Origin of the sequence: Pseudomonas hamedanensis, assembly GCF_014268595.2 — a bacterium.
GTDB lineage: Bacteria > Pseudomonadota > Gammaproteobacteria > Pseudomonadales > Pseudomonadaceae > Aquipseudomonas > Aquipseudomonas hamedanensis.
In genome coordinates this window covers 5,195,712-5,208,049 of the sequence record NZ_CP077091.1, presented here as the reverse complement: position 1 = coordinate 5,208,049, position 12,338 = coordinate 5,195,712, and the positions used below count along the sequence as shown (strand labels likewise).

Below are 12,338 nucleotides of genomic sequence, written 5' to 3'. Positions count from 1 at the left end.
GCGGCGATCCGGACACAACACATTCAGAAGCATTCCTCTGACGAAAAGGCGCCACACCATGTCCCTGCACCTGATCATCGGCGACAAACTCCTTTCCTCCTGGTCCCTGCGCGCGGCTCTGGCGCTGGAACTGACCGGCGCACCGTACACAGAAGAAGTGATCAAGCTCGGCAAGCCCGACACCCGCGAGCGCCTGCTCGAGCATTCGCCGACCGGCAAGGTGCCGCTGCTGAAAACCACTCGCGGCGTCATTGCCGACTCGCTGGCCATTGCTGAATACCTGGCCGAGCAGTTTCCGTCCGAGTCGCTCTGGCCGAGCGACATCTTCTCGCGCGCGCAAGCACGCTCGGCCTGCGCACAGATGCACAGCGGCTTCTTCGCCCTGCGCAACCATATGCCGTTCCATCTTGGCCATGACGCTGCGCTGAGCCCGATGCCGCCGGAGGTGAAGGTCGACATCGAGCGCATGCTCGTGCTGTGGGCCGAATGCCGTGCGGCGGCGACAGAGGAGGGGCCGTACCTGTTCGGCCGCTTGAGTCTGGCCGATGCCTTCTTCGCGCCGATCGCCGTACGCCTGCGCACCTATCAGGTGAAGCTGCCGGCCATCGACGAAGCTTATGTCGAAACCCTTTACCAGTGGCCCGCGTTCAAGGCGTGGCAAAAGGCAGGACTGGAGGAATTGAACCGGTGAAACGTGTCCACGTCGCCGCTGCCGTCATTCGTGACGACAGTGGCAAAATCCTCATTGCCCGCCGTGCCGACACCCAGCACCAGGGTGGTCTGTGGGAGTTCCCCGGTGGCAAGGTCGAGGCCGATGAATCGGTTGAATCGGCACTGGCTCGCGAGCTGCACGAAGAGTTGGGGATCGTCGTCGGCGCAGCCCGCCCGCTGATCAAGGTTCGTCACGATTACCCGGACAAACAGGTCTTGCTGGATGTCTGGGAAGTCTCGTCGTTCAGCGGCGAACCCCACGGCGCGGAAGGCCAGCCACTCGCGTGGGTCACCGCGCGCGAGCTGGTCAACTATGAGTTTCCGGCGGCCAACCAGCCGATCGTTGCGGCAGCGCGTCTGCCTGCCGACTACCTGATTACTCCCGACGATCTCGAAACGCCGGCCCTGCTGCGCGGCATCCAGAAGGCGATTGCCGGCGGAATCAAACTGATCCAGCTCCGCGCGCCAAACGGCTACGATCCGAAATACCGCGATCTGGCGGTCGATGCGGTGGGTCTGTGTGCCGGCAAGGCGCAGTTGATGATCAAAGGGCCGTTCGAGTGGCTCGGCGATTTCCCCTCGGCCGGCTGGCACATCACCGCTGCACAACTGCGTAAATACGCGGCGGCGGGGCGTCCATTGCCGGCCGAGCGCTGGCTGGCGGCGTCCTGCCATAACGCTGAAGAGCTGGCGCTGGCCGAGCAAATGGGGGTGGACTTCGTCACCCTGTCGCCGGTGCAGCCGACGCTGACGCACCCGGACGCGCAGCCATTGGGTTGGGAGCAGGCCGCGGTGTTGATCGACGGTTTCAGCAAACCGGTGTTTCTGCTCGGTGGAGTAGGGCCGGCGGAGCGGGAACAGGCCTGGAGCGTTGGGGCTCAGGGTGTGGCGGGGATTCGGGCGTTCTGGCCTGATCCTGTAAAAAGCTGATGGCCCCATCGCGAGCAGGCTCACTCCTACAGTGATCGTGTTCCTTCACTTGGAATACGGTCGAATGTAGGAGTGAGCCTGCTCGCGATAGCCTATCTCCAAACGCTACGAATTTTGAGGCTTGGCCGCGGGCTGCCACAGAATCTCCGCCACACCCTGCCGCCGCGCAATCACCCGCGCCGCGACAAACAGCAAATCCGACAGCCGATTGATATACGCCAGGCCAACCCCGGCCAGCGGTTCCATCGCATTCAAGTGCTGACAGCGTCGCTCGGCGCTCCTTGCCAGGCTGCGACACACATGCGCCTGGGCAATCAGCGTTGAACCGCCCGGCAAAATGAAATTCTCCAGCGGCCCCAGTTCTTCATTCCACCCATCGATCGCTGCTTCCAGCCGTTCGATTTCGGCCTGGTTGAGTGCCTGATATTCAGGCATCGCCAATTCGCCCCCGAAGTCGAACAGGCGATGCTGACACGGCGCCAACACTTCGATCACTTCATTGAGCCCGGGATACGCCGCACGTTCGCCGAGCAACCCGGCCAACAGTACGCCGACCTGACTGTTCAGCGTATCGACCTCGCCAATCGCCTCGATACGCGGGTGATCCTTGGGCACGCGGCGGCCATCGCCCAGGCCGGTTTCGCCTTTGTCGCCGGTGCGGGTGTAAATCTTCGACAAGCGAAAGCCCATGGGTTACCTCGGTAGTTGATTGGTTTCGGCGGTGACGGGCGTTGGCTGCGTCAGCGGCAGGCGCAGGGTGAAGCAGGTGCCCTGGCCGGGCGCTGACTGCACTTCCATCTGCCCTTTGTGGTTGTTGGTAATGATGAAGTACGACACCGACAAACCCAGCCCGGTGCCCTGGCCGATTTCCTTGGTGGTGAAGAACGGTTCGAAGGTGCGCTTGCGCACGTTTTCGCTCATGCCGATGCCGTTGTCTTCCACCTGAATCTCGGCCCACGGCGGATTCAGTCGGGTGCGCAGAATGATGCGCCCCGGCTCGCTGTCGTCTTCGCGTTGGTGAATGGCCTGCGCAGCGTTTTTCAGCAGGTTGAGCAACACTTGCTCCAGTTCGTTGGCGGTGCCGGGCACCGGGCCGAGGGCCGGGTCGAACTGGCGAATGATTGCCTGACCCTTGAAATCGAAACCGATCGCCAGGTCGAAGTCATTGCCGGCGATCTCCACGGCTTGATCGATCAGCGCTGGCAGATCGCACGGGGCCATTTGCCGGGTGCTGCGGCGGCTGAAGCTGAGCATATGCGTAACGATTTTTGCCGCCCGCGCCCCGGCCTGCTGAATGCCATCGAGCAGTTGCGGCACTTCGCGGCCTTGCAGGTAACGGTTGACGGCATCCAGTTCGATGCCCAGTTGCTCGGCGGTTTCGAGGTTCTTCGGCAGCTCCGCCGACAGTCGTCGGCGAATGTTCTGCACGTTGTGCAGAATCGCGCCCAGCGGGTTGTTGATTTCGTGGGCCATGCCGGCGGCAAGACCACCGACCGAGAGCATTTTTTCCGACTGCACCATCATTTCTTCCAGCGACAAGCGCTGGGTGATGTCATCGATACGGATGACCACCCCACGCCCGGCACCGCCCATCAACGGATAAAACGTCAGCGCGTAATGCCGCGGTTCGTCACCCTTGAGCCAGGTGACCCGCTCTACTTTCGCCACGGTGTGCTGCTCGACCGTTTCCTTGAGCTGCGGCAGAAACGGTTTCAGCGGTTCGAAGGCGAGGAAGATCGGCTGGTTCAGCGCTTCGTCCAGGCGCGTGCCGGAAAGCGCGCTGGCCTCCTGGTTCCATTGGGTGACATAGAGCTGCTCGTCGAGGGCGATCAGCGCCGAAGGCATCGAATCAATGATGCTGTTGAGGTAGTTCTGGAAACCGGTGAGTTTTTTCTCGATCTTGCTGCGCACCTGGACTTCCAGTTCCAGCTTGCGGTTGGTGTGCCGGGTTTCCTCGGCCAGGCCCTGAGCCTGATCGTAGGCGGCTTGCGAGTCGTCGCGGGCGCGCTTGAGCTGCTGCTCGCGGGCCTCGATGCGCGACAGCATGGTATTGAAGGCCTCGGCGAGGCTGCCGATTTCGTCGTGGTTGCCACGGGCGGCGCGCAGGGCGTAGTTCTCTTCGCGGGTGACCTGGCGTGACAGTTCTTCGAGCTGATGAATCGGCCGGGTGATCAGGCGTTTGATCTGCCGGGCAATCACCAGCCACAGCAACACACTGAAAATCAGAATGCCGAGGCTGGCCGTCAGGGTGCCGGTGTAGAACGCCATCGGCAACTCGCTGCTCGCCACCAGCAGCAGGTGCCCAGGCTCGGTGCCGGGGCGGGGCAGGGTGATCAGCTGATTGCTGCGAAACTCGGTCAGTTGCCAGGCTTCGACATGCCGGTAGTGCGCTGGCAGGCTGAGTTTTTCGCCATGCTGCACCTGAGCGAGGCGTTCGCCCTTGCCGTCATACAACGCGGCAGCGCGCAGGGGCGAATAGCTGTCGAGTTCCTTGAGCAGTCGCTCGGCGTTGCGCGGCGATTGCAGGGCGTCGCTGACCAGGCTTGGATTGGCGATCAGCCGGCCGATGGTCTGCAAGGCCTGAGGCGCCATGCTTTCCTGGGAAATGTAATAGGCGGCGCTGATGAAAGTCAGGTTGGCGACCAGCAGAACGGTGGTCAACAGCACCAGCAGGGCAGCCAGCAATTTCTGGCCGACCGGCAGGTTTTCAAGGCGCTGGCGCAATGGCATCGGGTTTATCGCAACAAAGGAACAAGTCGCCAGCGTAGCCGCTGCTCAGTCGCTGGGCAATCCACGGCTGCGCAGATGGCTGATCAGGCGCTGCTGCAATTGGCTGAGGTGCGGCAGGTTCATCTGATGACGCGCGGCGACTGTGCAGGCGTGCCCCAACAGATAGCTGATTTCGGTGCGACGGCGGTTGGCAACGTCCTGGTACATCGAGGAGTAATTGGCCGCCGTGGCATGGATCACCCGTTCAACTTCCTGTTGCAGATTGTCGGCTGCCGCCGGCTGGCCGCAGCGCTCGAGCAACTCGGCAAGCTCACCGCACAGCGTGGCGACTTCGCACTGGTGCTGTTGCAGCCCGCCGTTGCGGCAGTCGTGCAGGACGGTCAGTGGATTGATTGCACAATTGAGCGCCAGTTTGCGCCACAACCGCGTGAGAATATCGGTGCTCCATTCGTGGGGGATCTTCGCCGCGTCGAGGTCGTCCAGCCAGGCCGGCGCGACGGGATGCCCGGCATCGCCCAGCCAGGTGAAGCCATGTCCGGCGAATACCACACGCCAGGCGCCATCGCGAAACGCGCCTTCGGTACTCGAGGCGCTGATGCAGCGCGCCAGGGGCACTCGTGCAGCCACGGCGTCCTGACTGCCGAGGCCATTCTGCAACAGGATCAGTTCGGCATCGGGTGCCAGGCGCGGCGCGAGCCGGGCAACGGCCTCTTCAGCGTCGTAGGCCTTGCATGCGACCAGCAGGCGGCGAATCGGTGCGGGGTTGTCCACGGTTTCGCCGGGAACTGCATAGGTGCTGGCTTGTCCGTTTTCTACCAGGGTCAGTCCGCCTGCGGCTTCATAGCTGCGCAGGCGCATCGGGTCACGCAGGATCAGCCTTACCGGCAATCCCGCACGGGCCAGTCGTGTCGCCCAAAGTGTGCCGAGGCTGCCGGCGCCGAGAACATGCCAGGGGGTCGACATCAGTTTTTTGCTCGATTGCGTACAGGCATGTGCGGCTCGCCGTATGGGTAGGAAAAGTCCCGTTATAATGAGCCCGATTTTAACCGCAAGCCAAGCGCGCTCCGCCCCATCGAGCGCGCCTTTTTATTGGAGAGATTACATGCCGTCGTTCGACGTGGTATCCGAACTGGACAAACACGAACTCACCAACGCGGTCGAGAACGCCGTGAAGGAACTCGATCGTCGTTATGACCTGAAAGGCAAAGGCAGCTTCGAGTTCAAGGAAAAGGACCTGACCGTCAGCCTGACCGCCGAAGCCGGCTTCCAGCTCGAAGCGATGATCGAAATCCTCAAGCTGGCGCTGGTCAAGCGCAAGATCGACGTGCAGTGCCTTGAGGTCAAAGAGGCTTACGCATCGGGCAAGCTGATGAAGCAGGACGCCGTGCTCAAGGAAGGCATCGACAAGGAGCTGGCGAAGAAGATTGTCGGCCACATCAAAGATGCCAAGCTCAAGGTCCAGGCCGCCATTCAGGGCGAGCAGGTCCGGGTGACCGGCAAGAAGCGTGACGACCTGCAGGAAGCCATCGCGGCCCTGCGTGCCAAGGAATTCGGCATGCCGCTGCAGTTCAACAATTTCCGCGACTAAGCTTGGTTTGTGACTGTGTGGGAGCGACGGTCCGACGCCTCGGCTTGCTCGCGAATGCAATGTGTCAGTCAATTCTTGTTGAATGACACAGCGTTTTCGCGAGCAGGCTTGCTCCCATATTATTTTGTGTATCCCCCGGGAAGGGGAAAATCAGGAGATGGAACATGGACTTGAATGCTGAAGTGGACAACCTGGTCAAGGCATCCCAGGCGTGGATCCCGATGATCATGGAATACGGCAGCCGCGTGCTGCTGGCGGTGATTACCCTGGCCATCGGCTGGTGGCTGATCAACAAGGTCACGCAAAAACTCGGCGGCCTGCTGGCCCTGCGCAATGCCGACCTGGCGCTGCAAGGCTTTATCAGCAGCCTGGCGAACATCATTCTCAAGGTGCTGCTGATTGTCAGCGTCGCCTCGATGATCGGCGTGGAAACCACCTCGTTCGTTGCCGCCATCGGTGCTGCCGGTCTCGCCATTGGCCTGGCGCTGCAAGGTAGCCTGGCGAATTTCGCCGGCGGCGTGCTGATTCTGTTGTTCCGTCCGTTCCGTATCGGCGACTGGATTGAAGCACAGGGCGTGGCGGGCACCGTCGACAGCATTCAGATCTTCCACACGGTGCTGCGTACCGGCGACAACAAGACCATCATCCTGCCCAACGGCAATCTGTCGAACGGCATCATCACCAACACCAACCGTCAGCCGACCCGCAAGGTTGTGTTCGATGTCGGTGTCGATTACGAGGCGGATCTGCAGAAGGCCCGGCAGGTGCTGCTGGACCTGGCCAAAGACGAGCGCGTGCTGCAGGACCCTGAGCCACAAGCGGTGATTTCGACACTGGGCGACAGTTCGATCACGGTTTCCCTGCGTGTGTGGGTTAAAACTGCCGATTACTGGGATGTGATGTTCATGTTCAATGAACTATCGCGCGATCGTTTGAAGGCTGCAGGAATTGATATTCCTTTTCCGCAGCGCGTTATTCGTGTAATGCAGGAACCGGCAACTAAATGATAGGTTGCTAATTAACTGCCTGACCTGGCAGTCAATGCGGGTGAACGCAGCAACAATAAAAAAGGCCCATCCTGAGATGGGCCTTTTTATTTGTTATCGCAAACTAACTGGATGCGATTACAACAGCGACAGCGGGTAGTCGACGATCAGACGGAACTCTTTGATGTCGCCTTCGCCCTGGTCAGCGTTAGCCTGGTGCCATGCTTGACGAATGCGGAAGGAGAGGTCTTTTGCTGGGCCAGACTGAACAACGTACTTGGCTTCCAGGTTGGTTTCGTTGTGCTTGCCATCTTCGCCATACAGGCCAGCGTAGGCGCTGCCCGAAGGGGTGTGGGTGCCGTCGATGTCCCAACCTTTCACGTAACGGGTCATGAAGCTCAGACCTGGAACGCCGTACTCGGCCATCTTGATGTCGTAACGGATCTGAGCGGATTTCTCGTTCGGACCGTTGAAGTCAGAGTACTGGATCGAGTTGGCGAGGAAAATCGAGTCGCCACCACGGTTGTTCTTGCCGACGCCGATGTAGTCGAACGGGGTGTCACCGTTGACCTTCTGGAAGCCCAGGGTAATGGTGTGCGCTTTCAGGAACGAAAGAGCGGTCGCCAGGGAGAACGTGGTGTTGCTGATATCGCCGGCTTTCGCATCACCGGTGTCAGTGGTGCGGTAGATGTTGAAGTCGGTGTTCAACGAAGTGTCACCACTGAAAGGCGTGGTGAGGTTGACGTTGGCGTAGTACTGGTTCCAGATGTCTTCGAGCTTGGCACCGTAGAGCGAGGCGCTCAGGTTTTCGGTGATGCCGTATTTGCCGCCGAAGTAGTCGATGGTGTTGGCTTCAACGCCAGCGTAGTTGGCGTACAGGCCACCTTCGCGGGAGTTACGGTCCTGGCTGGTACCGGAGTAGAAGTGACCGGCTTCCAGATCAAGATCCTTGATCTCGCTGCTCTGCAGCTGGAAGCCGCTGGCAGTTTGCGGAAGGATGCGGGAGCCACCGACAGCGAACACAGGAGAGGTGCTCGGCTGCATGTCACCGACTTTCAGCTCGGTTTTCGATACGCGGAACTTGACGGCAGCGCCGGCTTTGCCCTGGCTGTCGTTAACTTCGCCATCGGCGTCGCGGCTCATGTTGCCGGTGCCGCCGGTGCCATCGCCACCGTCGAGTTTGATTGCCAGGTAGCCGAAGGCGTCAATGCCCACGCCTACGGTGCCTTGGGTGTAACCAGAGCTGAAGTTACCCCAGATACCCTGGGTCCAGTCTTTCTGGTCGTTGCCGCCATTCTTGTTATCACGGTTGAAGTAATAGTTGCGGATCAACAGATCGGCTTTGGCGTCTTCAACGAAGCCTTTGGCTTCAGACTGATCACTTACAAACGGGGCGGCCGTAGCCAACTGAGAACTGGCGGCTGCTGCAACTGCCAGTGCGATCATGCTCCACTTCATCACGCGCATCGTGATTTGCTCCTTTGGTTTTTAGAAGAGTACTGCCGTCCCACCTGTTTTATTATCTGGGCGGCTCTTTCTTTTTGTGTCGGCGCAAACTTATATCACGCCGACAATGTTGGCGATACTTGCGAAACCAACCTTTCAGCTTCTTTACGCGGTTGTCGCAAAGGAAGCGGTGGATGTCGCAAATTCACAGTACCGATGCAGCCGGACTGACAACTTTATCGCTGTTTCTGGGCCTTTTTGCATCGGTAAAAAAGAGTCCCTGGCAAAACACTTGAATCTCCATCGGGCAACCCTGCCACTGTTCTTATGGGACTTGGGCGACCGCTTCCAGCAGTGCGCTTATAGTCCATACGGTTATGAATGCAACAAGCGTGCACAAACCGCAAAACCGCTGCGGTTATTTTTCTGCGCTGCGCCCGCATATGTGAAAACCTTGTGAAAACGGGGCCTCTGGCCTGTTTTTGTCGTGGGCTTGACGGCGTTCCCACAATGGTGTTGCAGCGCACCAAAGGCGCGCATGACAACCCAAAACGTTACCGGTTCACCCCGCAGTGAGTATTTGGCGGATGCCCGACCCAGTGAGCGTAGACGTGATGTGCGGTTTTGGTGCAAAAAAATCACAGCTGACTCTGAGTTAATCTGGCGGAGAGGGATCCAAGGTGGCGCGCCTCAAGGATTTCCGTCCTGTTTCTCAAGTCGAAACTTAAGGTAAGGCTCGTGTTGGTGCGCTGCTGAGATAAATGTTTCATGTCGGGGCATCGGCGATTTGAGGGTGCGGTTGAGGTGAAGGTCGCTGCGTTCGCAGGTATGCTGCCGTTCAGTCGCTTGGTGCGCCGCTTCTTGGGAGCGACCGCTAAGCTGAGTTAAAGGATCAGCCGGGAGTACACACTGTGTTTGCTTTAGATTCACGACTTCAACAGGACACGCTGGTCATCGGCGACTTCCCGCTCTGCCGGCTGTTGTTGTCCAACGACTCGAACTACCCGTGGTTTATCCTGGTGCCTCGTCGCGACGATATCAGTGAGTTGTTTCAATTGGATGTCGCTGACCAGCAGCAGCTTTGGCAGGAGACCACCGCGCTGGCCGAACTGCTGAAGGATTCGTTCGACGCCGACAAACTGAACGTCGCGACGTTGGGCAACGTTGTCAGTCAGTTACATATGCATGTCATCGTGCGCAAGCGGGACGATGCCGCTTGGCCGGCGCCGGTCTGGGGCAGGCATGCGGCCAAACCGTACAGCGCAGAACAGGTAGCGGCCATTCGCGAACGCCTGCGTCTGGTGCTGACCGAAGAATTCACTTTTGTGGAGGGCTGAGTCATGAGCCTGGAACAACGCGTTACCGATCTGGAAAGCCGCATGGCCTTTCAGGACGACACCATTCAGGCATTGAACGATGTGCTGGTGGCCCAGCAGCGAGTGGTTGAGCGTCTGCAGTTGCAGATGCAAGCGCTGCTCAAGCGTCAGGAGGAAATGGTCGGGCAGTTCGGTGCTTTTGAAGAAGACGCGCCGCCGCCGCATTATTGATCCATTCGACAGGCATAAAAAAACCGCGAACAGCCAGGCTGCTCGCGGTTTTTTTTGCCTTGGATCAGCGGCGCGGCAAGGCGGCGATGACGTCCTCGGCTTGCAGGCCTTTGTCGCGGTTCATCACCGAGAACTCGACGCGCTGGCCTTCAACCAGAACGCGGTGGCCTTCGCCACGGATGGCGCGAAAGTGCACGAAAATATCATCACCGGAATCCCGGGAGATAAACCCGAAACCCTTCGAGGTGTTGAACCACTTCACGGTGCCGGTATCGCGGTTGCTCATGTCGTAATGGGTCGGCGCGGCCGCCGGCGACGACTTGTAGAAGCTGACGGCCAGGTGCAGCACCACGGCAACCACGGCGATCAACAGACTGAACAACACCGCAGGCTGGCCGGCGATGACGGGCATCGGCGCGATCAGGGTCAGGGTTTGCAGGACGACGGTCAGTACCAGCAGCGCGCTGACCAGGTTTTGCAGATGCTGGCGCGGGCCTTTATTCCAGTAAGGAATCACCGGAGCAATGACCAGGTTCAGCAGGCCGAAAAAGGCCAGGTAAAGTGCATCGGGTTGTTGCAGGTAAGGAACGGCTTCGGATTTCAGGCTGGGTATGAACGACAGCAGCAAGGCTGCTGCGCCCATTAGCAGGTGGACGATTTTCAACATTTTGATTGGCTCACGTTATGACGGCTCACAAGGAAGAGCTGAAGGCGCACGGTTCGCTTCGGAACAAAATAAGAGGCGGTGGACACGTTCACGGCATCAGCCTATGCGCAACACCCCGGAAAATGGGGCATGGCGACACACTGCCTATTTAACAGCAAAGCCTGCGGCTACTCAAATCAGCCCGGCCAATGGCACGCTGTCGGTCGATTTGTCGCAGCCTGTTTGCCGTTTGGGGTCGGCAGGCTGCCGGCAGTCTTGCTAGAGTGGGTCTGCACCTGTTGGATGAATTCAATCGCCTTTAGGGGGTAAACATGGCAATCGATATCGGTATCAGTGAAGAAGACCGCAAGTCCATCGTCGAAGGGCTGTCACGCCTGCTGTCGGACACTTACGTGCTGTACCTGAAAACCCATAACTTCCACTGGAACGTCACCGGTCCGATGTTCCGCACCCTGCACCTGATGTTCGAGGAGCAATACAACGAACTGGCGCTGGCGGTGGACTCGATCGCCGAGCGTATCCGCGCGCTGGGCTTCCCGGCACCGGGCGCCTATGCCACCTACGCCCGTCTTTCTTCCATCAAGGAAGAGGAGGGCGTACCGAGCGCCGAGGACATGATCAAGCAATTGGTTGAAGGTCAGGAAGCGGTGACTCGCACCGCGCGGGGCATCTTCCCGCTGCTCGACAAGGTCAGTGACGAGCCGACCGCTGACCTGCTGACCCAGCGCATGCAGGTGCACGAGAAGACCGCGTGGATGCTGCGCGCACTGCTGGAAGCGTAAGCCGGGCGCGCGGGCCATCAGGTTCATGGCTCGCGCGCTGTCCGCAATCTTACCTGTGTCGTCGGCTTATCCTACGGTGACGGTCAATTAGTCGTCTGGATATAACTTTGTGTCTGCGCTTTTATGAAAGCCACAGGATGTGACTTTTCAAACAAGCAGAGATGGCAAAGGAGTGTCAGCGATATGGTAGAAGGAGACAGGCGAGGCGACAGGGTTGTCGGCTTGCCACATGAATTGAAAGTCGATCCGTTCATCCACGAATTCGACATGGCATTGATTCAGCCATTGTCCCGATCCGTGCGGCTGAACGGTTATGCGACCTGCCTGCGGCTGGAGCAGGTTTACTGGAACATCCTCGGTAACATGGCCGCAGACAATTGCTGTTCGATCAGCTCGCTGCTGTCCCACGTCGACCGTGAAGTGCATCTTCGCCATGGCGGGGTGAAGAATTTCAGCGCGCTGGTGCGGGTGGTGTGTGTCATGAATGGCGTCCGGCAAGCGACGCCGACCGATTCGCCCTGAGCGACGGTTGCAAACGAGGCCGCCGCCTGTGCAGTCTTACGGCTGCACAGGCGGCATTTAATCGATATAATCCCGCCCTTTCGCCGCAAAGCCCCGCGCGCGGCGGCAACCTGATCGCCGAGACACCTCCATGCCGATGTACGATTACCAATGTGCTTCCTGTGGTCATCAGTTGGAAGCCATCCAAAAGATCAGTGACGCACCGCTGGTCGACTGCCCGGCCTGCCAGGCGCCCGAACTGAAGAAGCAGCTGTCCATGCCGGGTTTTCGCCTCAGCGGCAACGGTTGGTACGAGACCGATTTCAAGACCGGAGCCAAGAAGAACCTGGCCGGTGGCGACAAAGCTGACTAGGGTTCAATCCCTGGACGAACGACACGCGTGAGTTTCCGCACCGCCTCAGTGCGCCGGAATCTCCACCGAATATCGAA

Annotated in this window: 14 protein-coding genes; 9 read left to right on the top strand and 5 right to left on the bottom strand. The window is 59.4% G+C overall.

Annotated elements, in window-relative coordinates; all coding sequences use genetic code 11:
* Positions 1-58: 58 nt before the first annotated feature.
* Positions 59-691 carry a glutathione S-transferase family protein gene (locus HU739_RS22800; protein ID WP_186550530.1) on the top strand — a complete coding sequence of 211 codons (633 nt, stop codon included), beginning with the start codon at positions 59-61 and terminating at the stop codon, positions 689-691.
* On the top strand, positions 688-1,641 hold the full coding sequence (locus HU739_RS22795; RefSeq protein ID WP_186550532.1) for a Nudix family hydrolase: 954 nt from the start codon (positions 688-690) through the stop codon (positions 1,639-1,641). Before HU739_RS22800 ends, HU739_RS22795 begins: the two co-directional genes overlap by 4 nt.
* 105 nt (positions 1,642-1,746) lie before the next feature.
* On the opposite strand, the gene HU739_RS22790 is transcribed toward HU739_RS22795, so the two are convergent.
* The 3 genes from HU739_RS22790 to HU739_RS22780 are packed head-to-tail and all read right to left on the bottom strand — an operon-like array spanning position 1,747 to position 5,334.
* The gene (locus HU739_RS22790; protein ID WP_186550534.1) at positions 1,747-2,331 is read right to left on the bottom strand and encodes a cob(I)yrinic acid a,c-diamide adenosyltransferase; all 585 of its coding nucleotides are present in this window, start codon (positions 2,329-2,331) and stop codon (positions 1,747-1,749) included.
* Positions 2,332-2,334: 3 nt separating this feature from the next.
* The gene (locus tag HU739_RS22785) at positions 2,335-4,371 is read right to left on the bottom strand and encodes a sensor histidine kinase (protein WP_186550536.1); all 2,037 of its coding nucleotides are present in this window, start codon (positions 4,369-4,371) and stop codon (positions 2,335-2,337) included.
* A 45-nt stretch (positions 4,372-4,416) separates the two neighbouring features.
* Positions 4,417-5,334, bottom strand: coding sequence for a putative 2-dehydropantoate 2-reductase (locus HU739_RS22780; protein ID WP_186550538.1), 918 nt, complete (start codon positions 5,332-5,334; stop codon positions 4,417-4,419).
* Between the two features lie 139 nt (positions 5,335-5,473).
* Here HU739_RS22780 and HU739_RS22775 point away from each other — a divergent pair, with 139 nt between their 5' ends.
* Positions 5,474-5,959 (top strand): YajQ family cyclic di-GMP-binding protein, encoded by a 486-nt coding sequence (locus HU739_RS22775; protein ID WP_186550540.1) that lies wholly within the window; start codon positions 5,474-5,476, stop codon positions 5,957-5,959.
* A 164-nt stretch (positions 5,960-6,123) separates the two neighbouring features.
* Positions 6,124-6,966, top strand: a complete 843-nt coding sequence (locus HU739_RS22770; protein ID WP_186550542.1) for a mechanosensitive ion channel family protein — start codon at positions 6,124-6,126, stop codon at positions 6,964-6,966.
* A gap of 117 nt (positions 6,967-7,083) precedes the next feature.
* Here HU739_RS22770 and HU739_RS22765 read toward each other — a convergent pair whose 3' ends face one another.
* Positions 7,084-8,412 (bottom strand): OprD family porin, encoded by a 1,329-nt coding sequence (locus HU739_RS22765; protein ID WP_186550544.1) that lies wholly within the window; start codon positions 8,410-8,412, stop codon positions 7,084-7,086.
* Positions 8,413-9,302: 890 nt separating this feature from the next.
* Between HU739_RS22765 and HU739_RS22760 the strand changes: the two genes are divergently transcribed.
* Positions 9,303-9,728, top strand: coding sequence for an HIT family protein (locus HU739_RS22760; RefSeq protein ID WP_186550546.1), 426 nt, complete (start codon positions 9,303-9,305; stop codon positions 9,726-9,728).
* 3 nt (positions 9,729-9,731) lie between these two features.
* Positions 9,732-9,938, top strand: a complete 207-nt coding sequence (locus HU739_RS22755; RefSeq protein ID WP_186550548.1) for a SlyX family protein — start codon at positions 9,732-9,734, stop codon at positions 9,936-9,938.
* A gap of 64 nt (positions 9,939-10,002) precedes the next feature.
* Here HU739_RS22755 and HU739_RS26930 read toward each other — a convergent pair whose 3' ends face one another.
* Complete coding sequence (locus HU739_RS26930; RefSeq protein WP_186550550.1) at positions 10,003-10,605, bottom strand: cold-shock protein; 603 nt, start codon at positions 10,603-10,605, stop codon at positions 10,003-10,005.
* A 311-nt stretch (positions 10,606-10,916) separates the two neighbouring features.
* Between HU739_RS26930 and HU739_RS22745 the strand changes: the two genes are divergently transcribed.
* The 3 genes from HU739_RS22745 to HU739_RS22735 all read left to right on the top strand — a co-directional run bounded on the left by HU739_RS22745 (position 10,917) and on the right by HU739_RS22735 (position 12,261).
* A complete protein-coding gene (locus HU739_RS22745) occupies positions 10,917-11,387 on the top strand; it encodes a Dps family protein (protein ID WP_007951212.1) in 471 nt (156 codons plus the stop codon).
* 183 nt (positions 11,388-11,570) lie between these two features.
* The gene (locus HU739_RS22740; RefSeq protein WP_186550552.1) at positions 11,571-11,909 is read left to right on the top strand and encodes a ribbon-helix-helix domain-containing protein; all 339 of its coding nucleotides are present in this window, start codon (positions 11,571-11,573) and stop codon (positions 11,907-11,909) included.
* 130 nt (positions 11,910-12,039) lie between these two features.
* Positions 12,040-12,261: an FmdB family zinc ribbon protein gene (locus tag HU739_RS22735; protein WP_016773499.1), complete on the top strand. Its 222-nt coding sequence runs from the start codon at positions 12,040-12,042 to the stop codon at positions 12,259-12,261.
* Positions 12,262-12,338: the final 77 nt, after the last annotated feature.

Excerpts from the sequence above, each read along its gene's own strand:
- HU739_RS22800 (WP_186550530.1), top strand. The coding sequence starts at position 59 with ATGTCCCTGCACCTGATCATCGGCGACAAACTCCTTTCCTCCTGGTCC.
- HU739_RS22790 (WP_186550534.1), bottom strand. The coding sequence starts at position 2,331 with ATGGGCTTTCGCTTGTCGAAGATTTACACCCGCACCGGCGACAAAGGC.
- HU739_RS22785 (WP_186550536.1), bottom strand. The coding sequence starts at position 4,371 with ATGCCATTGCGCCAGCGCCTTGAAAACCTGCCGGTCGGCCAGAAATTG.
- HU739_RS22780 (WP_186550538.1), bottom strand. The coding sequence starts at position 5,334 with ATGTCGACCCCCTGGCATGTTCTCGGCGCCGGCAGCCTCGGCACACTT.
- HU739_RS22775 (WP_186550540.1), top strand. The coding sequence starts at position 5,474 with ATGCCGTCGTTCGACGTGGTATCCGAACTGGACAAACACGAACTCACC.
- HU739_RS22770 (WP_186550542.1), top strand. The coding sequence starts at position 6,124 with ATGGACTTGAATGCTGAAGTGGACAACCTGGTCAAGGCATCCCAGGCG.
- HU739_RS22765 (WP_186550544.1), bottom strand. The coding sequence starts at position 8,412 with ATGCGCGTGATGAAGTGGAGCATGATCGCACTGGCAGTTGCAGCAGCC.
- HU739_RS22755 (WP_186550548.1), top strand. The coding sequence starts at position 9,732 with ATGAGCCTGGAACAACGCGTTACCGATCTGGAAAGCCGCATGGCCTTT.
- HU739_RS26930 (WP_186550550.1), bottom strand. The coding sequence starts at position 10,605 with ATGTTGAAAATCGTCCACCTGCTAATGGGCGCAGCAGCCTTGCTGCTG.
- HU739_RS22745 (WP_007951212.1), top strand. The coding sequence starts at position 10,917 with ATGGCAATCGATATCGGTATCAGTGAAGAAGACCGCAAGTCCATCGTC.
- HU739_RS22740 (WP_186550552.1), top strand. The coding sequence starts at position 11,571 with ATGGTAGAAGGAGACAGGCGAGGCGACAGGGTTGTCGGCTTGCCACAT.
- HU739_RS22735 (WP_016773499.1), top strand. The coding sequence starts at position 12,040 with ATGCCGATGTACGATTACCAATGTGCTTCCTGTGGTCATCAGTTGGAA.